The following is a 23,899-nucleotide window of genomic DNA, read 5'->3' on the forward strand; positions in this document are numbered from 1 at the left end:
GCCGGCCCTCGTCGCGCGAGGATGCCGGCGGCGCCGCCTGTGGTGCGCGCAGTGGCGCCGCCTACTGCGCCGCGCGCTCGAGGATCAGCTCGCGCACGCGCGCCGCGTCGGCCTGCCCCTTCATGGCCTTCATGACCGCGCCGATCACCGCTCCCGCGGCCTGCACCTTTCCGTCCTTGATCTTCGCCAGGACGTCGGGCTGGGCGGCGAGGGCGTCGTCGATCGCGGCGATCAGCGCGCCGTCGTCGGACACGACGGCCAGGCCGCGCGAATCCACGACCTCCTGCGGCGACCCTTCGCCGTCGATCACACCTTCGAGCACCTGACGCGCCAGCTTGTCGGTCAGCGTGCCGGCATCCACGAGCTTCTGCAGCGCAGCCACGTCGGCGGGCGACACCAGTGCCTGCGGCTCGGCGCCACGCGCGTTCGCGACGCGGGTGATCTCGCCGGTCCACCACTTGCGCGCCGAGGTCGGCGACGCCCCTGCTGCGACCGTCGCATCGACCTCAGCGAGCAGACCGCCGTTGACGACGTCCTGGAATTCGAGGTCGGTGAAGCCCCATTCGCCCTGCAGCCGGCGTCGCCGAGCGGCCGGCGGCTCGGGAAGGGCCGCGCGGAGCTCCTCGATCAGCTCGGGCGACGGCGCGACCGGCAGCAGATCGGGCTCGGGGAAGTACCGGTAGTCGTCGGCGTCCGACTTCGGACGACCCGGCGAGGTCGTCCCGGTGTCCTCGTGCCAGTGCCGGGTCTCCTGCGTGATGGTTCCACCCTCGGCCAGGATGGCGGCCTGACGCTGGATCTCGTAGCGCACCGCGCGCTCGACGGAGCGCATCGAGTTGACGTTCTTCGTCTCGGTACGCGTGCCGAGCTTGTGCTGACCCCGAGGACGAAGCGACACGTTCGCGTCGCAGCGCAGGTTGCCGCGCTCGAGGCGCGCCTCCGAGATGCCCAGGCCGATGACGATGTCGCGAATGGTGCGGACGTAGGCTTTCGCGATCTCCGGCGCACGGTGCTCGGCGCCGAAGATCGGCTTGGTCACGATTTCGACGAGCGGCACTCCTGCCCGGTTGTAGTCGACCAGCGAGAACTCGGCGCCCTGGATACGGCCGGCCGCGCCACCCATGTGGGTGAGCTTGCCGGCATCCTCCTCCATGTGCGCACGCTCGATGTCGACGGTCACGGTCGTGCCGTCGGAGAGCTCCACCTCGACCGCGCCCTCGAACGCGATCGGTTCGTCGTACTGTGAGATCTGGTAGTTCTTGCCGAGATCCGGGTAGAAGTAGTTCTTCCGCGCGAAGCGGCTCGACGGCGCGATCGAGCAGCCGAGCGCGAGGCCCAGGCTGATCGATGACCGGATAGCCGTCTCGTTGACGACCGGCAGCGCCCCGGGCAGGCCCATGTCGACGGGCGCGACGAGCGTGTTCGGAGCAGCGCCGTGGTTGTCGGGGTGAGCCGGGTTCGCGGCCGGCGAGAACATCTTCGTGCGCGTGTTGAGCTCGACGTGCACCTCGAAGCCGAGCACGGGCTCGAAGAGCTCCAGCGCCTTATCGAAGTCCATCAGTGCGACCTTGGCAGCCATCAGCGTGCCCCTCCCAGGATCGGTGCGCGGTCGAGCAGGGGGCCGCCCCAGCTGTCGACGAGCAGGGTCTCGAGCGCGGCGCCCACACGGTACAGCTGTGCGTCCTGGCGCGCAGGAGCGATGAACTGGATGCCGACCGGCAGCCCGTCGTCATCCGACAGTCCCGACGGGATGGAGATCCCCGGGACTCCGGCGAGGTTGACGGGAATGGTCGTCACGTCGTTCAGGTACATCTGCAGCGGATCGTCGATCTGCTCGCCGAGCCGGAACGCGGTGGTGGGCGCGGACGGAGTAGCGATGACGTCGACCTGCGCGAAGGCCTCGTCGAAGTCGCGCTGGATGAGCGTCCGCACCTTCTGGGCGCTGCCGTAGTAGGCGTCGTAGTAGCCCGCCGACAAAGCGTAGGTGCCGAGGATGATGCGGCGCTTGACCTCGTCGCCGAAGCCGGCTTCGCGGGTCGCCGACATGACGTCCTCGACGGTGCCGCCGGGCACGTCGACGCGAAGTCCGAAGCGCACCGAGTCGAACTTCGCGAGGTTGCTCGACGCCTCGGCCGGGAGGATCAGGTAGTACGCCGCGACCCCGTACTCGAAGTGCGGTGCGCTGATCTCGACGATCTCGGCGCCCTGCGCCTCCATCGCTGCCAGCGACGCACGGAACGACGCGCTGACGCCGGGCTGGAAGCCGACATCGGCGAGCTCGCGGATGACGCCGACCTTGAGTCCGCGCAGCACATCCCCGCGCGCGCCTTCGCGCGCTGCAGCGGCGAAGGAGGGCCACCGGTCCGCGAGCGACGTCGAGTCGTGCGGGTCGTGGCCGCCGATGACGTCGTGCAGCAGAGCCGCGTCGAGAACGGTGCGGGAGACAGGACCGACCTGGTCGAGGCTCGAGGCGAGGGCGATGGAACCGTAGCGGCTCACGCCGCCGTACGTCGGCTTGACTCCGACCGTGCCCGTCACGTGCGCGGGCTGGCGGATCGAACCGCCGGTGTCGGAACCGAGGGCGAGCGGCGCCTCGAACGCGGCGACAGCGGCGGCGGAACCGCCGCCGGAGCCCCCAGGGATGCGGTCGAGGTCCCACGGGTTGCGGGTCGGTCCATACGCGGAGTGCTCCGTCGAGGAGCCCATCGCGAACTCGTCCATGTTCGTCTTGCCGAGCGGGACCAGTCCCGCGGCACGGGCGCGCGAGACGACTGTCGCGTCGTACGGCGACATGAAGCCCTCGAGGATCTTCGACCCGCTCGTCGACGGCATGTCCGTGGTGACGAGCACGTCCTTGATCGCGAGGGGGACGCCCGCCAGCTCGCCGAGCTCCTCACCGGCAGCACGGCGAGCGTCGATCTCGCCCGCCACGTCCAGGGCGTGGTCGGAGACGTGCAGGAACGCATGCACGTCTCCATCGACCGCCGCGATGCGGTCGAGGTGCGCCTGCGTCACCTCGACACTGCTGACGCTGCCGTCGGCCAGGCGCGCGGCGAGCTCGGCCGCACTGAGGCGGATCATGTCGCTCACTGCTCCTCCCCCAGGATCGCGGTCACGCGGAAGCGGTCGTCAGCGCGTTCGGGCGCGTTCCGGAGCACCTGCTCGACCGAGAGCATCTCGCCGGGGACGTCCTCGCGGAAGACGTTCTCCAGAGCGATCGGGTGGCTCGTCGCCGGGACATCCGGCGTCGCCACCTCCGACACCTTCGCGATGTTGTCGACGATCGCGTCGAGCTGTCCCGTGAGACGCTCGACCTCCTCGTCGTTCAGCTGGATCCGGGCGAGCACGCCGAGGTGGCGCACGACATCGGGGGTGATTTCAGACACCCCACGATTCTAGTTGGGGGCCGATCGCCCGCGAGACCCGTAGGGTGTCAGCGTGACGACCTACGACCCGCCACGTCCCTGGATCGCCAGCTACGCCGACGGGGTGCCGGAGGATCTCCCGCCCATCGAGGGCTCGCTCGTCGACATCGTCGCGACGTCGGCACGGGAGCATCCCGACGCCCCGGCCCTGGAGTTCTTCGGCCGCACGGTCTCCTACCAGCAGCTGCAGGACCGGATCGAACGAGCGGCGGCGTACCTGCGGGATGCCGGAGTGCGCCGCGGCGACCGGGTCGCGATCGTTCTGCCCAACTGCCCGCAGCACATCGTGGCCTTCTACGCCGTTCTGCGTCTGGGAGCCGTCGTCATCGAGCACAACCCGCTCTACACGGCACGTGAGATGCGCAAGCAGTTCGAGGACCACGGCGCGAAGGTCGCCATCGTCTGGAGCAAGCTCGTGTCGGTGCTGCTCGACTTCCCCGACGATCTGGCGCTCAACGCCGTGATCGCCGTCGACATCACCACGGCTATGCCGTTCCACATGCGCGCGGCGCTGCGCCTGCCCATCGCCAAGGCGCGGGAGTCGCGCGAGGCGCTCACCTCTCCCGTGCCCCGCAATCGCGTGCACGGATTCTGGTCGGATGCCGAGCGCCACGATCCCCTGCCGGCAAGCCACGTGGGTCCGACCACGGGCGATCTCGCTCTCATCCAGTACACCAGCGGCACGACGGGCAACCCCAAGGGCGCGGCGCTCACCCATCGCAACCTCCTGGCGAACGCAGCTCAGGCGCAGGCCTGGACTCCGACGATCCAGCGAGGCGCGGGCTGCGTCGTCTACGCGGTGCTGCCCATGTTCCACGCTTACGGCCTGACCCTGTGCCTCACATTCGCGATGTCGATGGGTGCGCGGCTCGTCCTCTTCCCGAAGTTCGATCCGGCACTCGTGCTCGCGGTACACAAGCGCCATCCGGCCACTCTCCTGCCCCTGGTGCCGCCCATCGCCGAGCGCCTGCTCGCGGCGGCCGACGCCGCGGGAGTGTCGCTCGCGGGAACGCAGGTCGCGATCTCCGGCGCGATGGCCCTCCCTCACGAGCTCGTGGTCCCGTTCGAAGCATCGACGGGCGGATACCTCGTCGAGGGATACGGGCTGTCGGAATGCTCCCCCGTCCTGATGGCCAATCCCGTGGCCGAGAACCGCGTCCCCGGCACCGTCGGCCTGCCGCTTCCGGGCACGGAGTGCCGTGTCGTGGACCCGGACGAACCGACGCGCGACGTCGAGCCGGGCGGGCGGGGCGAACTGCTGGTCCGCGGCCCCCAGGTGTTCACCGGTTACTACGGCAAGCCCGAGGAGACGGAGAAGGTCTTCGTCGACGGCTGGTTCCGCACGGGCGACATCGTGACCATCGACGAGGCAGGATTCGTGCGGATCGTCGACCGGATCAAGGAACTCATCATCACCGGCGGCTTCAACGTCGCCCCGACCGAGGTCGAGATCGCGCTGCGTCAGCACCCGCAGATCGCCGATGCCGCCGTCGTCGGCCTCCCCAGCGAGCACTCCGGCGAGGAAGTGGTGGCCGCGGTGGTCGCCGCCCCGGGGGCGACGATCGACGAGGCCGACGTGAAGGACTTCTGCCGCGGCATCCTGACGCCCTACAAGGTGCCGCGCCGGGTGGTCGTCGTCGACGAGCTCCCGAAGTCGATGATCGGCAAGGTGCTGCGCCGCCAGGTCCGCGATCGGCTCCTCGCGGGCTGATCCCGGACCTCCGCTCAGGCGCGGAAGGTCCCCTTCACGCGATGCGCCCCAACCGGGGAACGACACCACCTCTCCGACCGTGAGGTCCGACCCGGCCCGCACGCGCGCCACGACGTCGTCGATGAGAGGCCCGCGTTCGCGTCATTCAGCCCGAAGACGAGCACCTCGGGGTGACCGAGCCCGAACAGCCCGATCGAGGAGGCGAAACTCGGCTGACGGCGCGGCGGTGCTCCCGATCAAGCCAGGCGATCTCCTGCGGGGTGAGCTGATCTGACAAGCGGCCTCCGTGAGATCGCCGTCACGGTAGGTCGGGCCGCGGACACCCGCGCTGAGTCATCCCCTGTTCAGGAATCGAGGGCGTCCGGTCCCTGCTCGACGAGGATGCGGAACTGCGCGGCATCGATGATCCGCACGCCGAGCTGCTCGGCCTTCGCGAGTTTGGATCCTGCGCCCGGCCCCGCCGCGACGAAGTCGGTCTTCTTCGAGACGGACGACCCGGCTTTGCCGCCGGCGGCGAGGATGGCCTCCTGTGCACCTTCGCGGGTGTATCCCTCGAGTGATCCCGTCGCCACGACGGTGATGCCCTCGAGGACTCCGCCCTCGACGACGGCTGCGCCGGGCCCGGGATGCCCCGGCACTTCGAGCCGCGCGCCGGCCGCTTCCCAGCGTTCCACGATCTCGCGGTGCCAGTCGACCTCGAACCAATCGATCAGAGAGTCCGCGATGATGCCGCCCACGCCCTCGACGGCCGCCAGCTCGTCCCGCGTCGCGGCGCGGATCGCTGCGATCGAGCCGAACCACTGCGCGAGGGCGCGCGCCGCCACCGGACCGACGTGGCGGATGCTGAGCGCGACGAGGAACCGCCAGAGCTCCTTGGTCTTGGCCTTCTCGAGTTCGTCGAGGAGCTTGAGTGCCTGCGCGGACGGTTGCGGGCCGGTCAGTCCCTCCTTCTTCTCGGCGGCCGAAAGGTTGCGCCGGAACGGAGCGCGCCGCACGGGCTCGCCCGTCTTGTCGTCGACGCGCGGCTCACCCGTCTCAGAGTCACGGACGATGACCTCGATCGGGACGAGCTGTTCGAGAGTCAACTCGAACAGGGCAGCCTCGGTGACCAGCGGCGGGGTGGCCTCGCCCAGCGGTTGCGTGAGGGCTGCTGCCGTGACCTCGCCGAGTGCTTCGATGTCGAGGGCGCCACGAGACCCGACGTGCTCGACGCGACCACGGACCTGCGCCGGGCAGGAGCGCGCGTTCGGACAGCGGAGGTCGATGTCGCCCTCTTTGGCGGGGCGCAGGGGCGCGCCGCACTCGGGGCAGTTCGTGGGCATGACGAACGCGCGCTCGGTCCCGTCGCGCAGCTCGACCACGGGTCCGAGCACCTCCGGGATGACGTCGCCCGCCTTCCGCAGCACGACGGTGTCGCCGATGAGAACGCCCTTGGCCCGGACGACGTCCTGATTGTGCAACGTCGCCTGCCGCACGACGCTGCCCGCGACGCGGGCCGGTGCCATGACGGCGAAGGGCGTGGCCCGGCCGGTACGGCCGACCGACACGACGATGTCGAGAAGCTTGGTGTTGACCTGTTCCGGCGGGTACTTGTACGCGATCGCCCACCGGGGTGCGCGGCTGGTCGCCCCCAGCTCGTCGTGCAGCGCCAGTTCGTCGATCTTGACGACGACACCGTCGAGCTCGTGCTCGACGCTATGGCGGTTCTCGCCGTAGTGCGCGACGTAGCCGAGGACACCCTCGATGCTCTCGTGGGTCTGCGAGTGCGGGCTGATGGGCAGACCCCACTCGGCCAGCAGCGCGTAGATCTCACTCTGCGACGACACCGGCGGGTTCTGCCACGCGCCGATGCCGTGCACGTAGAGCCGGAGCGAACGGACGCGGGCCTCGGACGCTTCGAGCTCGAGGCCCGTCTTCTTGTCGAGCTGCTGGCGCAGCCCCCCGCTCGCGGCGTTGCGCGGGTTGGCGAAGGCCGGGAATCGGCGCTCGGCACTGATGCGGGCGCGCTCCTTGTCGAACGCGCGGGAGCGGGACCGCGCCTCCTCGACCACACGATCGCGCATCTCGGCCTGGAGCGCGTTGAGCTGGGTGAACTCGGCGACGGGGATGAAGATCTCGCCGCGCACCTCGACGATCGCCGGGTGCCCGTCTCCTGCTAGTCGCTCCGGGATGCCGCTCACGCGGAGCGCGTTGACGGTGACGTCCTCGCCGACCCGCCCGTCGCCTCGCGTCGCGGCAGATGTCAGCACGCCGCGCTCGTAGCGCAGGCTGATCGCGAGTCCGTCGATCTTGAGCTCCGAGAGCCAGCGCACCGGGCGCCCCGCCGACGCCGCTGCTTTGACGCACCAATCTGTCAGCTCTTCGGGTGAGAAGACGTTGTCGAGGCTCAGCATGCGCTCGGCGTGCGTCACGGGCGCGAACAGCGTCGACTCGGCGGCGCCGACCGTCTGGGTGGGCGAGTCCTGCGACTGCAGTTGGGGATGCAGCCTCTCGAGCTCGTCGAGACGGCGCATCCACGCGTCGTACGTCGCATCGTCGACGACCTCGGCATCGCGACCGTAGTACGCGTCGCGTGCCGCGGTGATCCGCTCGATCAGGTCACGCGATTCTGCGCGTGCCTCGTCGAGGGTGATCTCGGGGAGTTCTCCGTCTGCCACCTCGTCAGTCTAGGCAGGGGGTACGACGCGCTGGACGGGGTTCCCGTGGCGCGGTTCGATGCGGTAAGTGAACGAGCCGCGGTACCGGAAGATCTCGCCCACGAGACACGCCCGCACCCTGACGTCCACCCATTGCACGGCGGCATCCGCGGGGTCGGCCGTCTCGACGACCGTGACCCCCGCCACGGTCGGAAGCGGCAGCCGCAGGGCGCCGCAGCGCACGGCGAGAGCCACGGACCGCAACCGCATGCCGGTGGAACCGGCCTCGGCACGCAGACGTACCTCCAACCCGCCGCGAGGGCCGAGGCGGTCGATGATCTCCCCCGACCTCGGACTGGTCATCGTGTCCACCATCCGGCGTCGTGCGCCGGCGAAGAAGAAGTCGCGCTCCCCACGGAGCGTGCCGTCGCGCTGGGGCGTGTTCGTGATCGCGAACGGTACGTCGGTGCCCGCCTCCGGGAACATCACGCCGCGCCGCGCGAACAGGCTCATCAGCGGCCGCAGCCAGTGGGGCCCGCGATAGCCCGCCTCGTCGTAGACACCCCGGCCACGGCCCACGCTCCCGGCGGGTACCGGGCCGAAGTAGGCGCGCAGCACGGAGGGCAGGCTCAGGAGATCCGCTCCGAGCGCTCGCTCGTAGATCGAGCGCGGGTCCTCGGGTGCCGCCACATTCCTGCTGAACATGTTCAAAAACTACTACGATGGCGTCATGATCGACACCCCACGCCGCGCCGTCGTCTCCGGCGCCTCCGGCTTCATCGGCGCCGCGGTCGTCGAGGCTCTGACCACCGACGGCTACACGGTCGACACGATCGGCCGTACCGCGGAGACCACGTGGGAGGACACCGGCGCCATCGAACGGCTGGTGGACGGCGCAGACCTCCTGGTCAACCTCGCGGGCAGATCGGTGGACTGCCGCTACACCGACCACAACCGCGACGAGATCCTGCACTCCCGCGTGGCGACGACGCAGACCCTCTCGGACGCCGTCCGCCGCGCCGCACTCCCCCCGCGGCTGTGGATCAACGCGTCGACGGCGACGATCTACCGTCATTCGGTCGACCGCCCGAACTCCGAATCCGCCGGGGAGCTCGGAACCGGGTTCTCGGTCGATGTCGCGCGGGCCTGGGAGGCCGCGTTCTTCGCCGAGGATCTTCCCGGAACACGCCGCGTCGCCCTCCGAATGGCCATCGTGCTGGGCGCGGGACCCGCCACCGCCATGTTGCTGACGCTCGCGCGCCTGGGACTCGGTGGCCCACAGATCGACGGTCCGATCATCCCGCACCGTCGCTATCGCGGCATCGGCGATCACCCGACCGGGAGCACCGCACCCTGGTATCGCACGCGTGGGCGACAGCGTTTCAGCTGGGTGCACATCGACGACGTCGTGGGCTCGCTCCGGTGGATCGACGCGCACGAGGACCTCCAGGGCGTCGTCAACGTCGCCAGTCCGCACGCGTCGGACAACCGCACCCTCATGCGAGAGCTGCGCTCGATCGTCGGGATGCCCTTCGGCATCCCCTCCTGGAGGTGGATGCTCGAACCCGCCATGTGGCTTCTGCGCACCGAACCGGAACTGGTGTTGAAGAGCCGCTGGGTCGTCCCCGAGCGCCTCGTCGACGCGGGGTATCGGTTCCGCTACACCGCGCTGCGCGACGCGCTCGGAGACGCCGCCGACTCCATCACGCGTCGACCGGGACGGCCGAGACGGTCCGGTCGATCGTGAACTGTCCGAGCACGCGCGATCCCTCATAGATCACGGCCGTCTGCCCCGGAGCCACACCGTCGAACGGCGTGTCGGGGATGACCACGATCTCGTTCTCGGTGATCTCGGCCCGCGCCGGGACCGGGTCGGCGTGCGCACGGATCTGTGCGTCACAGGCGAAGACCCGCTCGGACGGAGCCCGCCCTGCCCACGTGAACCGGCCGCCCGCGATCTCGGCGGTCGCCAGCGCCTCCTTCGGCCCCACCACGACGCGGTTGTCGACCGGCCGCACCTCGAGAACGAAACGCGGCTTGCCATCCGGCGCCGGAACTCCCAGCTGCAGCCCCCGGCGCTGACCCACGGTGAACGCGTGAGCGCCCTCGTGGCGCCCGACAACGGCTCCCGTGCGATCGACGATCTCGCCGGCCTCCGCCCCGACCTTCTCGGCGAGCCACCCGCGGGTGTCGCCGTCGGGGATGAAGCAGATGTCATGACTGTCGGGCTTCTGCGCCACCGTCAGACCGCGCTCGGCCGCCTCGGCGCGCACCTCCGCCTTCGAGGGCGTCGACCCGAGCGGGAAGTACGTGTGGGCGAGCTGCTCCGCGGTGAGCACGCCGAGCACATACGACTGATCCTTCGCGGCATCCGACGCGCGATGCAGCTCGCGCCCCTCGGGACCGTCGACCAGGAGAGCGTAGTGACCGGTGCACACCGCATCGAAGCCGAGCTCGATCGCGCGTTCGAGCAGCGCCGCGAACTTGATCTTCTCGTTGCATCGCATGCACGGGTTCGGCGTCCGGCCGGCGCGGTACTCCGAGACGAAGTCGTCGATGACATCGTCACGGAATCGCTCGGAGAAGTCCCAGACGTAGAAGGGGATGCCGAGCAGATCCGCGGCACGGCGCGCATCCATCGCGTCCTCGATCGTGCAGCAGCCGCGGCTGCCGGCGCGCAGGGTGCCGCCCGCGCGCGAGAGGGCGAGGTGCACGCCCACGACGTCGTGTCCGGCGTCGACGGCTCGGGCCGCGGCGACCGCCGAATCGACGCCGCCGCTCATCGCAGCCAGTACTCGCATCGCTCCAGTCTACGGGCGGCTCGCACGCCCGGCTCGGGCGGCGACCGCACGCCGGTGGACGTCGGGAAGGGCGGCCAGGAAGGCGTCGACATCCGCCTCTGTGCTCGTGCGACCGAGGGTCAGACGCAGCACGGCCCGCGCGTCGTCCGCCTCACGTCCCAGCGCGAGCACGACGTGCGACGGCTCGGTGACGCCCGCCTGGCACGCCGACCCCGTGGACACCGCGATCCCGACGGTGTCGAAGAGGAACAGCAGCGTCTCGCCGATCGTGCCCGGAAAGAGCACATGCACGTTCCCCGGCAGCCGGTCGTGACGGTCGCCCAGGATCTCGGCCGAGGGGACGAGCGAGCGGATGCCCTCGATGAGGCGCTCACGGAGGCCCTCGAGCCGGACGGCCTCGTGGACGCGCTCGGCCTCGGCGATCCCGAGCGCCGCGGCGAACGCCGCCGCACCGGCAACGTCCTGGGTGCCGGCGCGAAGCCCCCGCTGCTGCCCGCCCCCGTGGGCGAGGGGCGTCAGCTGCGCGTGGCGCGAAACGACCAGCGCGCCGGTGCCCACGGGAGCGCCGACCTTGTGGCCGGACACGGACATCGTCACCAGGCCATGCGACGCAGAGCCCCCACCCCGCCAGGCGGCGAAGTCGAGGGGAATGCTGCCGAGGGCCGCGACCGCGTCCAGGTGCAACGGCACCGCCGCGTCACGCGCCGCCCGGGCCAGAGCGGCCGCGTCGTTGCGCGTCCCCACCTCGTTGTTGGCGACGAGTGCGGTCGCCAGCGCGGCCCCGGGCAGCGCCGCGGCGAACACCGCGGGATCGATGCGGCCGACGCGATCGAGGCCGACGGGGCGCACCGCGGCGCCCCAGCGCGACGCGAGCCACGCGACGGCGTCGATCGTCGCGTGGTGCTCGCCGTCGGGCAGCACGATCGGCCCCGTGGCGGGACCGTCGGCGGCGAGCCAGAGGCCCTTGACGGCCAGATTGATCGCCTCGGTCCCGCCCGATGTGAAGACAACCTCGATCGGCTCGCACCCGAGCGCTGCGGCGACGGCATCCCGCGCGTCCTCCAGGAGGCGACGAGCAGCTTGACCCGCACCGTGCACCGACGAGGCGTTGCCGAGGGTCTCGTGCGCCGAGAGCCAGGCGTCGCGCGCTTCCGGCCGGAGCGCGGTCGTCGCAGCGTGATCGAGATAGACGACCATCCCACCTCCTCGGGCGTTCACCGTCGCTCATTACTGTAGAACGCATGCCCGACAGCACCAGCCCGGCCGGACTGCACGACCCCCGCCTCACCGACCTCGGCGTGACCCTCCATGATGACGGCGGCACCATCCGCGTCTGGTCCGAGCGGGCGACGTCGATCGACGTCGTGCTGTTCGACGACGACGACCTCGACTGGGCCGTGGACGAGCGGCCGCTCTCGCCCGTCGGCGGGGGCGTCTGGGAGGCCGAGATCGAGACGCTGCGCGCCGGCGTCCGGTACGCCCTGCGGGTCGACGGACCCCACGGACCGGGCGACGTCTTCAACCCGCAGACCCTGCTGCTCGACCCCTACGGACGGGGCATCGTCTCCGGAGCTCCGGGCGATCATCGCTCGGTCGTCGTCGATCCCGCATTCGATTGGGGCGGGATCCGCAAGCCCCGCGTGCCGCGCGACAGGACGGTCATCTACGAGGCCCACGTGAAGGGCCTCACCAAGCGGCATCCCGACATCCCGCCGGCGCTGCACGGCACCTATGCCGGTCTCGGTCACCCCGCCATCATCGACCACTTCCTCTCACTCGGCGTGACGAGCGTCGAACTGCTGCCGATCCACGCATTCGAGAGCGAGCCGCGTCTCCTCGCTCTCGGGCTGACCAACTACTGGGGCTACAACACCCTCGGATACTTCGCGCCGCACGCCGCGTATGCGACCCAGGACGCCCGCCGCAGCGGCCCTACCGCCGTCCTGAAAGAGTTGAAGCGCACGGTGCGGGCGCTCCACGCGGCCGGCATCGAGGTCATCCTGGACGTCGTCTACAACCACACCGCCGAACTGGAGCTGGGCGGGCCGCGCTCGAGCTTCCGGGGAATCGACAATCGTGCCTATTACCGGCAGCACGACGACGGCGCGTACATCGACGTGACCGGTTGCGGCAACGCGGTCGACACATCGACGGACGCCGCTGCCCGGCTCGTCCTCGACTCGCTGCGGTACTGGAGCGAGGACGTGCAGATCGACGGGTTCCGCTTCGACCTCGCCGTCACGCTCGGTCGGAACGCCCAGCACGTGTTCGACCCCCAGCATCCGTTGCTGCGCGCGATCGCCGAAGACCCCGTGCTGGGCGAAGACAAGATCATCGCCGAGCCCTGGGATGTCGGACTCGGCGGATGGCACACCGGCGGCTTCGGCGACGGATGGCAGGAGTGGAACGACCGGTACCGCGACGGCGTCCGCAACTTCTGGCTCAGCGACATCGACTATCTGCGACGCGCCGGCACCTCGCCGGCGGGCGTGGGAGGTCTCGCCACCCACCTCGCGGGCTCAGCGCCCTCGTTCGGCGCGGAGCGCGGTCCGCTGGCCGGGGTGAACTTCATCACGGCGCACGACGGCTTCACGCTGCGCGACCTCGTGTCGTACGACGTCAAGCACAACGACGCCAACGGCGAGGAGGGCAGGGACGGCGCCGAGACGAACCGGTCGTTCAACCACGGCGCGGAGGGCGAGACCTCGCTCGATCACATCGTTGCCGCGCGTCGCCGCGCCATGCGCAACCTCGTGGGAACCCTGCTGCTGTCGGCCGGGGTGCCGATGCTGACGGCGGGTGACGAGATGGGCCGCACCCAGCTCGGCAACAACAACGCCTACTGCCACGACAGCTCCCTGACCTGGCTCGACTGGCAGCTCGCGGACTGGCAGGTCGACCTCCTCGCCCACGTGGGGGCGTTGACCCGACTGCGCGCGGAGAACCCCGCGCTCCGCCCGGTGCGATACGCGGACCCGGACGACGAGGTGCCCGAGGCGTCGGTCATGCACTGGTTCGACGCTCAGGCAGAGCCGATGACGGAGGCGAGGTGGACCGATCCGGAGCAGCGCACCCTGCAGTACGTCGCGACCTCGACGCCGGCCCACGAACCCGGCAACCGCGTGCTGCTGGTCATCCACGGGCGGGAGGATGACGCCGAGGTCGTGCTGCCCGCCGTCGGATCGGCATCGTCGTTCCTGGCGCTGTGGTCGAGCGCCGACGAGCGACCGCTCGAGAACGGTGCTCGATTCGCCCCGGGCGACCGTCTGGCCGTGTCCGGACCGACGCTGCTTTTGCTCAGAGCCGAGTGAGGCGCAAGCCCGTTTTTCGAACTCGCGCACCGCGATAGGTTCGAGCCGTGGCATCAACGACGCGCACGACCTCACCCGCCCCGTTCCGCAGCACCGCCGAGATCCCCCGCCGGACCGTCGAGCCGCTTCCGTCTGCCGGCGACACGGTCACCGGACGCATCCCGCTCCAGCGACCGGCCCCCTCGGTTCCCGGCGACCGGTTCCGGCCCTCGGCCTTCAGCGGCGAAGCCGTGCCGTTCCGCGTCACGGCGTTCCGCGAAGGCCACGACTCGATCGGCGTGCATCTGCGACTGTTCTCGCCCGATGGACGAGAGTCGTTGCACCGCCTGACTCCCCTCAACGACGGGTTCGACCGATGGTCCGTCCTCATCGCCCCTCTCGCGGAAGGCGTGTGGCGGTTCCGCTACGAAGCGTTCGGCGACGACTTCGCCACGTGGCAGCACGCGGCCGCCATCAAGATCGCGGCCGGTGTCGACGTCGCCCTCATGCGCGAAGCCGGGGCTGTGCTGCTCTCGCGCGCCGCCGCTGACAAGACCCGTCCCGCGGCCGAGCGTCGCATCCTCGACAAGGCCGTCGCGCGACTCCGGGATGCCGCCGCCGATGCGGTCGATGCGCTCGCGGTCGTCCGCAGCGCGGATCTCGCGAACATCTTCGCCGACCGCCCGGTGCAGTCCCTCGTCACCGTCGGCGACGAGCACGAGCTGCTCGTCGAGCGCGAGCGCGCCGGAGTCGGCGCCTGGTACGAGTTCTTCCCGCGGTCGGAGGGCGCCGAGCGGCTCCCCGACGGCACCGTGCGCAGCGGCACCTTCGTCACCGCACGCGACCGGTTGCCCGCGGTCGCCGCGATGGGATTCGACGTCCTCTACCTCCCCCCGATCCACCCGATCGGGCGCACCCACCGCAAGGGCCCCAACAACACCCTGACGGCCGGTCCCGGCGACCCCGGGTCGCCCTGGGCCATCGGCGGCCCCGAGGGCGGTCACGACGCCGTGCATCCCGACCTGGGGACGCTCGAGGACTTCCGCGGCTTCCTCGCCGCGGCCTCCGAAGCCGGTCTGGAGGTCGCGCTCGACCTTGCGCTGCAGGCTTCCCCCGACCACCCCTGGGTCGCCGAGCACCCCGAGTGGTTCACGACCCTCCCCGACGGATCGATCGCGTACGCCGAGAACCCGCCGAAGAAGTACCAGGACATCTACCCGGTCAACTTCGACAACGACCCCGCGGGCATCCGCGCCGAGGTCCTGCGCGTCGTCCGGCACTGGATCGCCCAGGGCGTTCGGATCTTCCGCGTCGACAACCCGCACACCAAGCCGCTGCAGTTCTGGGAGTGGCTCATCGCGACCATCGCAGACGAGACCCCCGGGGTCGTCTTCCTCGCGGAGGCGTTCACCCGCCCCGCTCCCATGCAGGGCCTCGCGATGGCCGGATTCCAGCAGAGCTACTCGTACTTCACCTGGCGGAACACCAAGGAGGAGCTCGAGGAGTTCCTCACGTCCGTGGCTCACGACACGGCGGACTTCATGCGCCCGAACCTCTTCGTGAACACCCCCGACATCCTTACGGAGTACCTGCAGTACGGCGGACGCCCCGCCTACAAGATCCGCGCCGCCATCGCCGCGACCGCGGGCGCCTCGTACGGGGTGTACGCGGGATACGAACTCGTCGAGAACGTCGCCCGGCCCGGCTCGGAAGAGAACATCGACAACGAGAAGTACGAGTACAAGTTCCGCGACTGGGCGGATGCCGAAGCGCGCGGCGAATCGCTCGCGCCGTTCCTCACCCGCCTGAACGAGATCCGCCGGGCCCATCCTGCACTGCGGCAGCTGCGAAACCTCTCGTTCCACTGGTCCGACGACGACGCCGTGGTGGTCTTCTCGAAGCACCTGCCCGCCGCGCTGACGGCCGACGGTGCGGCCGACACGATCCTGGTCGTCGTCAACGTCGATCCTCACTCCGCGCGCGAGACGACCGTGCATCTCGACACCTCGGTCTGGGGCGTCGCGCCGGGCGATGAGTACGAGGTGGAAGACCTGCTCACCGGATCCGTCTGGACCTGGAACGACCACAACTATGTGCGCCTCGACGCCTTCGTCGAACCCGTGCACATCCTCCACGTGAAGGAACGCCGATGAACGCCCCCGCAGACCACGTCCTCGACTCGGTCGCCACCGGCTCGTACCACGCGCCCCACGATGTCCTCGGCGCCCATCAGGCGGCCGACGGCTGGGTGATCCGCGTCCGGCGTCCCCTTGCGCGCACGGTCACGGCCGTGTTCGCGAATCAGCCGGAGGCGTCGTTCCGCCACCTCCGCGGCGGAGTGTGGGAGGCGGCCCTCGACGCGCGCCCCGAGGCCTATCGCGTGGTCGCGACCTACGACGACGCGCCGGCGTGGGTGGCCGACGACCCGTACCGTCACCTCCCGACTATCGGCGAGCTCGATCTGCACCTCATCCGCGAGGGCCGTCACGAGGAGCTGTGGCGAGTGCTCGGCGCCCATGTGCGTCTGCACAACGGCGTCCCCGGCGTCTCGTTCACGGTCTGGGCGCCCAACGCACGCGCAGTCCGCGTGATCGGAGACTTCAACGGCTGGGACGGCCAGGGCCACGCGCTGCGATCGATGGGAGACTCCGGCGTCTGGGAGCTGTTCGTTCCGGGACTGCCGGCCGGCACGGTCTACAAGTTCCAGATCCTGACCGGTGACGGCGCGTGGATCGACAAGGCCGACCCGATGGCGCGGCAGTCGGAGGTCCCTCCCGCGACGGCCTCGATCGTCGCTGAGAGCGCATACGAGTGGGAGGATGCCGCGTGGCTCGAGCGCCGCGGCACCTCGACGCCCATCTCGCAGCCGATGTCCGTCTACGAGGTGCATCTCGGCTCCTGGCGGTCCGGCCTCGGCTACCGCGAGGCGGCCGATCAGCTCATCGACTACGTCCGCGCGCAGGGCTTCACCCATGTCGAGTTCCTCCCGCTGGCCGAGCATCCGTTCGGCGGCTCGTGGGGGTACCAGGTCTCGGGTTACTACTCCCCGACCAGCCGCTTCGGGTCGCCGGACGACCTGCGCTACCTCATCGACCGGCTGCACCAGGCGGACATCGGCGTCATCATGGACTGGGTCCCCGGCCACTTCCCGAAGGACGCCTTCGCCCTCGCGCGCTTCGACGGCCAGCCGCTCTACGAGCACCCGGATCCGCGCCGCGGCGAGCACCGCGACTGGGGAACGCTGATCTTCGACTACGGCCGCAACGAGGTGCGGAACTTCCTGGTCGCGAACGCGCTCTACTGGTTCGAGGAGTTCCACGTCGACGGCCTCCGGGTCGATGCGGTCGCCTCCATGCTCTACCTCGACTACTCGCGCGAGGAGGGCCAGTGGGAGCCGAACGTCCACGGCGGGCGCGAGAACCTCGAGGCGATCTCGTTCCTCCAAGAGGTCAATGCGACGGCCTACAAGCGCTATCCCGGCATCGCTATGATCGCCGAGGAATCCACGAGCTTCCCGGGCGTGACTGCCCCCACCGAGTGGGGCGGCCTCGGCTTCGGGTTCAAGTGGAACATGGGCTGGATGAACGACTCGCTCCAGTACATCAAGCGGGACCCGATGTATCGCGGGCACCACGAGGGCGAGCTGTCGTTCTCGTTCGTCTACGCCTTCAGCGAGAACTTCGTCCTGCCGATCAGCCACGACGAGGTCGTGCACGGGAAGGGCAGCCTGTTCACTCGCATGCCCGGCGATCACTGGCAGAAGCTCGCCAACATGCGCGCCTACCTGGCGTACATGTGGGGCCACCCGGGAAAGCAGCTGCTGTTCATGGGGCAGGAGTTCGGGCAGATGTCGGAATGGTCCGAGTCGCGCGAGCTCGACTGGTGGATGCTCGACCAGCCGGCTCATAGCGGCCTGCACGCGTTCGTCGCGGACATGAACCGCACCTACCGCGAGCAGTCGGCCCTGTGGTCACGCGATTCGGACGGCGAGGCCTTCTCTCGCCTGGGTGCGCCGAACTGGAACCCCAACGTCATGGCGTTCGCGCGCCGCGACCACCACGGCAACACCGTGGCCGTGATCTGCAACTTCTCGGGAGTCCCGCTGCACGACTACACGCTCGAGCTGCCCGCGGACGGCGCGTGGCGCGAGGTCCTCAACAGCGACGCCGAGGAGTACGGCGGCTCGGGTGTCGGCAACTTCGGAACCGTGCACGCGTCCGACGGACGCGCGACGATGGTCATTCCGCCACTCGGTGTGCTGTGGCTGCACCACGCCTCCGAAGAGGTGCCCGCAGTCTCGGAGAGCTGACACCAACGCAGCGGGCCCGGGGCATGTCACGATGGTGACGGCCCCGGGCCCGTGTCGTCGGCGTCAGAACATCAACGAGGTCAGACGGCGACGCGCGGCGAGAACGCGCGGGTCGCCGTCTCCCACGAGCCCGAAAAGCTCGAGAAGCCGATCGCGCACCGTCGCCCGAGCCTCACCGTCGACCGCTGCGAAGAGATCGAGCAGTCGCCCGAAGGCATCATCGACGTGCCCGCCGGCAACGTCGAGGTCGGCGACGCGAAGCTGCGCCTCGACGTCCAGCGGAGCGGATGCCGCGGCGGCGCGCGCCTCTCCGAGATCGAGCCCCTGCACGCGATCGAGCAGCTTCACCTGCCCGAGCCCGGCCTGAGCGTCGGCATCGCGGGGGTTCTCCGCGAGCGCGCGCTCGTAGGCGCTGATGGCGCGCGGGTAGTCGCCGGCCTCGATCGCGGCATAGGCCTCGGCGTGCAGCGGGGGCAGCGGGGCCTCGGCGTTCTCTTCAGCCGACTCCGTTCCCTCGTCCGCCGGAACGGTGCCGGTCACACCGTGCTGGGCGGCGAGCTGCAGCAGCTGCGCGAACACTTCGCGTACCTGCTGCTCGGGAACGGCGCCGGTGAACAGCGGCACGGGCTGGCCGGCGACGAGCGCGACGACCATGGGAATGGACTGGGCCCGGAACCCCTGCGCCAGCTGCGGGTTCGCGTCGACGTCCACCTTCGCCAGGACCACCCGGCCGGCGAGCTCCGTGACGACCTTCTCGAGGACCGGGCTCAGCTGCTTGCACGGCCCACACCACTCCGCCCAGAGATCGACGACGACCGGGACGGTCCGCGAGAGCTCCAGGACTTCGCCGAACGTCTGGTCGGTCACGTCGAAGATCAGACGCGAACCGCCGCCCGCCGGCTGCTCGGCGGCGGCGCCGGCCGGAGCAGGCGCCGCGGGACGATGACGCAGCGACGACAGATCGAGGGCTCCGCGGAGCACGGCACTGGGAGACGGATCGCTCATTCAGACAACCTTCGCTGAGAGGACATTGGAACGGTAACCGAGGAACTGGATCGGCTCGGACGAGCCCGCACCGGGCACGAAGAAGAACAGCTGGTCGGCGTAGGTCGTGGTGAAGCCGGTCGAGGACTGCGACACGCCGGTCAGGGCGCTGGCCACGGGGTTGGTGTCGGGGACGTTGATGACGGCGTCGGGATTGCTCGGCGTGAACGTGTGGTCCTCGGTGATCGTCACCGCGACGACCGCGCCGCTCTCGAGCGTCTGCAAGGCGATGGGCGCCTGCGTGCCGGCCTGCGTCGTGAAGGAGACCGTTCCCGTCTCGGCACCGGTCTGATTGAAGTCGTTGACGATCTGCTCGCGGTTCGACGCGACGCCCGAGCGGAAGGCATCCCCCTCCGCCTCGAAGAGTCGGGCGTACGGGCTCGCGTCACCGTTGGTGAGCAGGTCCGCATACGCCGCGGCGAGATCCTTCGGCGGCAGCACGAGGAACGGCGAATCGGGTGCGACTTGCGCAGCACCGAGGTAGGCCGGCGCGAGCTCCGGGAACGAGTCGGTTGCCAGCTCCGCGATGTAGCCGAGCTTGTAGTTGGACCACGGGTCCTGCTGGCTGACCGTCATGATCGTGTCCGACGCGCCTTCGCCGCCGTCGACGACCGCGAGGAAGGTCCGAGGCCACTTGTCGAAGGTCTCCGGCAAGAGGATCTCGAGCGGCTCGGCCGGAACGGCAGGCAATGGCGCCCGATCCGCGATCTTCGACCGCAGGGTGTAGTTGGTCTCGCGCTCCGCGAGAGCGGGTCCGGCGAGGCGCGTCGCCGCCAGCGCGGCGTCGGCGCTCGCGTCGGCCGTCGAGACGTCCTCGGCGATGCGGGTCAGAATGCGCTCCGCCTGCTGCTGGGTCACGGCGGGTGGCGCCTGGTCGGGATCCGCGACGACCGTCGCGGTGGGAGAGGGCGTCGGGCTCGGCGCGAGCTGGGGCCAGGCGTCGGCGGAACACCCGGACAGCGCGACGACCGACACGAGCGGAAGGGCGAGCAGCGCCTGCCGGCCGCGGGTGAGTCGTCGGCGCGGCGGCGTCGACGAGATGACGCCCTTCGCCTCGTCCTCCACGGTGAGGTCGATGGGCTGCGTGGCGGTCATGGGGAGGCCCTTCCGTCGCGGACCGCGCGACCGGCGCAGGTGACGCCAGCCGAGCGCGTACATGACGATGCCGAAGGCGAGGAGGATCCCGCCACCGACGATGAGCGGGCCGGCCCACGGCGTGTTCGACTCGATGGGCCAGGTCACCTGGATGTCGGCGGGCGCGGCGGCCGTACCGTCCGACGCGATGAGGACGCTCATGTCCTCCGGCAGCTGCAACGAGGTCGTCAGTGCGTCGTCGCGCTGGAACTCCTCGAGCCACAGGTCCGAACCGACGGGTGACGGCATCGCGGGGACGGTGCCGTCCGCACTCGGCGAGGGCGCGGAGGCGGCGGCGACCTCGGTCGTCGTGATGGCGCCCTCCTCGTCGACGCCGAGCCGCGTGTAGTCCGTGCGCGCGAGCCACGCGGTCACGTCGGAGGTCCGGCCGTACGCGGCGAAGACGGTGCCGGAACCCTGCACGCTCAGCGACTGGGCTCCCGGCCGCGATGTCAGGACAGACCCGTCGATGAGCGTGAACGGCGCGTCCGCGGCCACTGTCACCGACTCGGTCACGCTCTCGGGTCCGCGCAGGATCGTACGCTGCGCGATGCCCGCACCGATCATGACGGTCGCCAGGACGAACGCGACAACAGCCCACACGAAACGCACGAAGAAACACCTCTCCACATCCGGAACGGGACCACCGAACGCTTGATCGACGTTCCAGAGTATCGAAAACGACCTGAAAAGGTCGTGAAAGGGGCGCCTCCCGGCGAAACCCCGCACGGATCGTAAAGTGAGGTGATTCGACCCCGGAGGCGTTCGTGAAGATCCAGAACCCGTTTCGCACCGCGCTGATCGCCACCCTCGGCGTCGGCGTCGGCATCGTGATCATCGGGGGGATCCAGACCCTCTCGACGATCCTCCTCTATGTCGGCACCGCCCTCTTCCTCGCGCTGGGTCTCGATCCCGTGGTCTCCTGGCTCGAGCGACGACGACTGCCGCGCTGGGCCGCGCTCCTCATCACGTTCGCCGCGCTCCTCGCCGCCTTCGCCGGCATCATCCTGATGGTCGTGCCGATCATCGTGTCGCAGATCAGCCAGCTCGTCGCGGCCATCCAGGATCTCGTCACCAACGGCAACTGGGACCCGGTCAACGCCGTCAAGGACTGGCTGACCGTCACGTTCCCGCAGCTGAACGTCGACGAGCTCTTCCAGTACCTCTCCGACTGGTACAACTCGCTCGACATCGGGGCGATCGGCGGGTCCATCACCGGGTCGATCATCCTCATCGGCGGCGGGATCATCAGCGGCTTCACGGGCGCCGTCATCGTGCTGATCCTGACGATCTACTTCACGGCATCGACGCCCAACCTGAAGGCCGCGGTCTATCAGCTCGTCCCGGCATCGCGGCGTCCGCGTTTCATCGACCTCGCCGAGCAGATCACCGCATCCGTCGGCTTCTACGTCATGGGCCAGGTGTCCCTCGGCGTCATCAACGGTGTGCTCAGCGCGATCTTCCTGAGCGTGATCGGGGCGCCGTTCCCCGCCGTGCTCGCGGTCATCGCCTTCTTCTTCTCGCTCATCCCGCTCGTGGGAACCCTCACCGGCTCGGCGATCATCGTGCTGACCTGTCTGATCCCGGGGCTTTCCGAGCCCCAGACGGCGCTGTGGGCGGCGATCTGGTACCTCGTCTACATGCAGGTCGAGGCGTACTTCATCTCTCCGCGCATCATGAATCGGGCGGTCTCGATCCCCGGTGCCGTCGTGGTCATCGCGGCCTTGGCCGGAGCTGCGCTGGGGCAGCTCCTCGGAGCGCTCGTGGCGATCCCGGTGGCAGCCAGCATCCTGATCATCTACCGTCAGGTCGTCATCCCGCGGCAGAACGAACGCTGACGATCAGTCGTCGTCCCACTCCTCCGCGAGCGGCAGGGCGTCGGGGTTGACGGCGGCGACGATCTCGGTGAGGACGCGACGGGTCTGGTTCTCCCCCACCCACAGATGCTTCCCGCCCTCGACCGCGATGAGGGTGGCGTGCGGGATCGCCGCGAATCGCTCGCGCGCTTCGGCCGGCCTGAGGTAGTCGTCGAACTCGGGCACGACGATCACGACGTGTCGCTCATCGTCGGCCCAGGCAGCGACCTCGTCGGCGGTGGCGCGGTGCAACGGCGGCGAGAGCAGGATCACGCCCTCGATGTCATGGTCGCGCCCGTACTTGAGGGCGAGTTCCGTGCCGAACGACCAGCCGACGAGCCAGGGTCGGGGCAGTCCCCGCTCGCGCACGAAGGCCATCGCGGCGGCGACATCGAAGACCTCGCCGACGCCGCCCTCGAATGCACCCTCGCTCGTGCCACGCGGCGAGGTGGTCCCGCGCGTATTGAAACGCAGCACCGCCAGGTCGGCGAGGGCCGGGAGCCGGCCCGCAGCCTTGCGCAGGATGTGCGAGTCCATGAAGCCGCCCGCTGTCGGGAGCGGATGCAGCGTGACCAGCGTCGCGACCGGGTCGCGGTCCTGCGGCAGCGCGAGCTCACCCACCAGCGTCAGGTCGTCGAGCGTGTGCAGCTCGATGTCCTCGCGCCGCGCCGGGAGCTGAACGGGTCCACGGATCTCGAAGCTCATGCGATCCTCCAACATGCTGAATGCCAATGCCGACGCGCGGCCAGATCCGCGGCGTCGCCCAGGACGCCGTCCGCGCGCCAGGCGACCACGTGCGCCGTCCCCGGCGTGATGTCACGCCCGCAGCCGGGGCACGTGTAGGTCTTCTGCGCCTGCGCCGCCGACACGGGTTGGACGGTCCATTCGACGCCACGACGCGTCTCCGACCGCTTCCAGCCGCTCAGCAGCCGCTCGAGCGAGTCATCGCGCGGCTCCGGCCGTCGCCTGTTGGAACGGGGCATGGGGCGCCGTCACCACCAGTGGTTGCTGGACCAGAATGCGTACGCCTCGCTCCAGCTGCCGTAGCGCCCCACGGCGTAGCCGTTGGCCCACCTGAGGTTGTCGACGGGGTCGTATCCGCTGCCCGGGACCTTGCTGCAGGGATAGGCCTGCACCAGCCCGCACGCGCCCGACGAGGCGTTCGTGGCGTTCGGGTTCCAGCTGCTCTCGCGCGAGACGATGTAGTCGACGTATCCCCAGTCGCCCTCGGGGATGCCGGCGGCGCTCAGCCAGTCGGTCGACGATCCGCCACCGCTGTACATGACCGGCGCGGATCGCGACGTCCCCGCGCTCTCACCGTCGACCGGGGTCGGGGTCGGCGTCGGCGTCGGGGTGGGCTTGGGCGCCACGTAGACGGTGAATCCGCTGCGGTCGAGGTGCGCCGGGGCGGGAGCCACGGCGTCGGTTGCGAGCGCCTGAGCGTCACCGCGGGAATCGGCCCACAGCGAGACGACCTCGACCGGCTTCTCCTGCGCGGCCGCGAGCGCCGTCCCGAGCGGCGCGAGGGCTCCGCCGGCCATGCCGAGCGCTGCGACGGCCGCGAAGACGGCGGACACTCCGCGCCGGCGGGACCAGCGCGCGGGGGCCGACGACGACGGGACGCGCGCGAGCGGGGTACGCGTCGTGCGTCGGGTCACAGTCGAGCGAGAAGTCACAATGCCCTCGAGTTTAG

General features: G+C 70.0%; 18 protein-coding genes. 6 read left to right on the forward strand and 12 right to left on the reverse strand.

Annotated features, from left to right (window positions below; translation table 11 throughout):
- Nucleotides 1-61: 61 nt before the first annotated feature.
- The 3 genes from gatB to gatC are packed head-to-tail and all read right to left on the reverse strand — an operon-like array spanning nt 62 to nt 3,386.
- Complete coding sequence (gatB, locus tag MTS1_RS01895) at nt 62-1,579, reverse strand: Asp-tRNA(Asn)/Glu-tRNA(Gln) amidotransferase subunit GatB (protein ID WP_023950912.1); 1,518 nt, start codon at nt 1,577-1,579, stop codon at nt 62-64.
- Nucleotides 1,579-3,090: an Asp-tRNA(Asn)/Glu-tRNA(Gln) amidotransferase subunit GatA gene (gene gatA / locus MTS1_RS01900; protein ID WP_023950914.1), complete on the reverse strand. Its 1,512-nt coding sequence runs from the start codon at nt 3,088-3,090 to the stop codon at nt 1,579-1,581. The genes gatB and gatA overlap by 1 nt, the downstream gene beginning before the upstream one ends.
- The gene (gene gatC, locus MTS1_RS01905; RefSeq protein WP_023950916.1) at nt 3,087-3,386 is read right to left on the reverse strand and encodes an Asp-tRNA(Asn)/Glu-tRNA(Gln) amidotransferase subunit GatC; all 300 of its coding nucleotides are present in this window, start codon (nt 3,384-3,386) and stop codon (nt 3,087-3,089) included. The genes gatA and gatC overlap by 4 nt, the downstream gene beginning before the upstream one ends.
- A 52-nt stretch (nt 3,387-3,438) precedes the next feature.
- On the opposite strand from gatC, the gene MTS1_RS01910 reads away from it, so the two are divergent.
- Complete coding sequence (locus tag MTS1_RS01910) at nt 3,439-5,136, forward strand: long-chain-fatty-acid--CoA ligase (RefSeq protein ID WP_023950918.1); 1,698 nt, start codon at nt 3,439-3,441, stop codon at nt 5,134-5,136.
- A gap of 344 nt (nt 5,137-5,480) precedes the next feature.
- On the opposite strand, the gene ligA is transcribed toward MTS1_RS01910, so the two are convergent.
- A complete protein-coding gene (ligA, locus tag MTS1_RS01915) occupies nt 5,481-7,793 on the reverse strand; it encodes an NAD-dependent DNA ligase LigA (RefSeq protein ID WP_023950920.1) in 2,313 nt (770 codons plus the stop codon).
- Between the two features lie 9 nt (nt 7,794-7,802).
- Nucleotides 7,803-8,477: a DUF4166 domain-containing protein gene (locus MTS1_RS01920; RefSeq protein WP_023950922.1), complete on the reverse strand. Its 675-nt coding sequence runs from the start codon at nt 8,475-8,477 to the stop codon at nt 7,803-7,805.
- Nucleotides 8,478-8,502: 25 nt separating this feature from the next.
- On the opposite strand from MTS1_RS01920, the gene MTS1_RS01925 reads away from it, so the two are divergent.
- On the forward strand, nt 8,503-9,519 hold the full coding sequence (locus MTS1_RS01925) for an epimerase (RefSeq protein WP_036304590.1): 1,017 nt from the start codon (nt 8,503-8,505) through the stop codon (nt 9,517-9,519).
- On the opposite strand, the gene mnmA is transcribed toward MTS1_RS01925, so the two are convergent.
- Nucleotides 9,476-10,573: a tRNA 2-thiouridine(34) synthase MnmA gene (gene mnmA / locus MTS1_RS01930; protein ID WP_023950924.1), complete on the reverse strand. Its 1,098-nt coding sequence runs from the start codon at nt 10,571-10,573 to the stop codon at nt 9,476-9,478. The two genes, MTS1_RS01925 and mnmA, sit on opposite strands and share 44 nt — an antisense overlap.
- 9 nt (nt 10,574-10,582) lie before the next feature.
- Nucleotides 10,583-11,770: a cysteine desulfurase family protein gene (locus MTS1_RS01935; RefSeq protein WP_023950925.1), complete on the reverse strand. Its 1,188-nt coding sequence runs from the start codon at nt 11,768-11,770 to the stop codon at nt 10,583-10,585.
- 44 nt (nt 11,771-11,814) lie between these two features.
- On the opposite strand from MTS1_RS01935, the gene glgX reads away from it, so the two are divergent.
- From glgX to glgB, 3 genes are read left to right on the forward strand one after another with little or no spacing between them, the layout of a single operon-like run.
- On the forward strand, nt 11,815-13,884 hold the full coding sequence (gene glgX / locus MTS1_RS01940) for a glycogen debranching protein GlgX (RefSeq protein ID WP_023950926.1): 2,070 nt from the start codon (nt 11,815-11,817) through the stop codon (nt 13,882-13,884).
- Between the two features lie 47 nt (nt 13,885-13,931).
- Entirely contained in the window at nt 13,932-16,016 is a 2,085-nt protein-coding gene (locus MTS1_RS01945; RefSeq protein ID WP_023950927.1) for an alpha-1,4-glucan--maltose-1-phosphate maltosyltransferase, read from the forward strand.
- Complete coding sequence (gene glgB, locus MTS1_RS01950) at nt 16,013-18,172, forward strand: 1,4-alpha-glucan branching protein GlgB (RefSeq protein ID WP_023950928.1); 2,160 nt, start codon at nt 16,013-16,015, stop codon at nt 18,170-18,172. Before MTS1_RS01945 ends, glgB begins: the two co-directional genes overlap by 4 nt.
- A 63-nt stretch (nt 18,173-18,235) precedes the next feature.
- On the opposite strand, the gene MTS1_RS01955 is transcribed toward glgB, so the two are convergent.
- Together MTS1_RS01955 and MTS1_RS01960 are read right to left on the reverse strand one after the other, a co-directional pair.
- Nucleotides 18,236-19,177, reverse strand: coding sequence for a tetratricopeptide repeat protein (locus MTS1_RS01955; protein WP_023950929.1), 942 nt, complete (start codon nt 19,175-19,177; stop codon nt 18,236-18,238).
- Nucleotides 19,178-20,962 carry a hypothetical protein gene (locus MTS1_RS01960; RefSeq protein WP_023950931.1) on the reverse strand — a complete coding sequence of 595 codons (1,785 nt, stop codon included), beginning with the start codon at nt 20,960-20,962 and terminating at the stop codon, nt 19,178-19,180. It lies immediately after the preceding gene.
- Nucleotides 20,963-21,117: 155 nt separating this feature from the next.
- Between MTS1_RS01960 and MTS1_RS01965 the strand changes: the two genes are divergently transcribed.
- The gene (locus MTS1_RS01965) at nt 21,118-22,188 is read left to right on the forward strand and encodes an AI-2E family transporter (protein WP_023950933.1); all 1,071 of its coding nucleotides are present in this window, start codon (nt 21,118-21,120) and stop codon (nt 22,186-22,188) included.
- A 3-nt stretch (nt 22,189-22,191) separates the two neighbouring features.
- Here the strand turns inward: MTS1_RS01965 and MTS1_RS01970 are convergent, their stop codons facing one another.
- The 3 genes from MTS1_RS01970 to MTS1_RS01975 are packed head-to-tail and all read right to left on the reverse strand — an operon-like array spanning nt 22,192 to nt 23,864.
- A complete protein-coding gene (locus tag MTS1_RS01970) occupies nt 22,192-22,911 on the reverse strand; it encodes an alpha/beta hydrolase (RefSeq protein ID WP_023950935.1) in 720 nt (239 codons plus the stop codon).
- Nucleotides 22,908-23,189 (reverse strand): hypothetical protein, encoded by a 282-nt coding sequence (locus MTS1_RS16765; protein ID WP_023950937.1) that lies wholly within the window; start codon nt 23,187-23,189, stop codon nt 22,908-22,910. Before MTS1_RS16765 ends, MTS1_RS01970 begins: the two co-directional genes overlap by 4 nt.
- Before the next feature lie 9 nt (nt 23,190-23,198).
- Nucleotides 23,199-23,864 (reverse strand): transglycosylase SLT domain-containing protein, encoded by a 666-nt coding sequence (locus MTS1_RS01975; protein ID WP_233494888.1) that lies wholly within the window; start codon nt 23,862-23,864, stop codon nt 23,199-23,201.
- Nucleotides 23,865-23,899 lie beyond the last annotated feature (35 nt).

Origin of the sequence: Microbacterium sp. TS-1, assembly GCF_000509385.1 — a bacterium.
Taxonomy (GTDB): domain Bacteria; phylum Actinomycetota; class Actinomycetes; order Actinomycetales; family Microbacteriaceae; genus Microbacterium; species Microbacterium arborescens.

Excerpts from the sequence above, each read along its gene's own strand:
- gatB (WP_023950912.1), bottom strand. The coding sequence starts at position 1,579 with ATGGCTGCCAAGGTCGCACTGATGGACTTCGATAAGGCGCTGGAGCTC.
- MTS1_RS01920 (WP_023950922.1), bottom strand. The coding sequence starts at position 8,477 with ATGTTCAGCAGGAATGTGGCGGCACCCGAGGACCCGCGCTCGATCTAC.
- MTS1_RS01925 (WP_036304590.1), top strand. The coding sequence starts at position 8,503 with ATGATCGACACCCCACGCCGCGCCGTCGTCTCCGGCGCCTCCGGCTTC.
- mnmA (WP_023950924.1), bottom strand. The coding sequence starts at position 10,573 with ATGCGAGTACTGGCTGCGATGAGCGGCGGCGTCGATTCGGCGGTCGCC.
- MTS1_RS01935 (WP_023950925.1), bottom strand. The coding sequence starts at position 11,770 with ATGGTCGTCTATCTCGATCACGCTGCGACGACCGCGCTCCGGCCGGAA.
- glgX (WP_023950926.1), top strand. The coding sequence starts at position 11,815 with ATGCCCGACAGCACCAGCCCGGCCGGACTGCACGACCCCCGCCTCACC.
- glgB (WP_023950928.1), top strand. The coding sequence starts at position 16,013 with ATGAACGCCCCCGCAGACCACGTCCTCGACTCGGTCGCCACCGGCTCG.
- MTS1_RS01955 (WP_023950929.1), bottom strand. The coding sequence starts at position 19,177 with ATGAGCGATCCGTCTCCCAGTGCCGTGCTCCGCGGAGCCCTCGATCTG.
- MTS1_RS01970 (WP_023950935.1), bottom strand. The coding sequence starts at position 22,911 with ATGAGCTTCGAGATCCGTGGACCCGTTCAGCTCCCGGCGCGGCGCGAG.
- MTS1_RS16765 (WP_023950937.1), bottom strand. The coding sequence starts at position 23,189 with ATGCCCCGTTCCAACAGGCGACGGCCGGAGCCGCGCGATGACTCGCTC.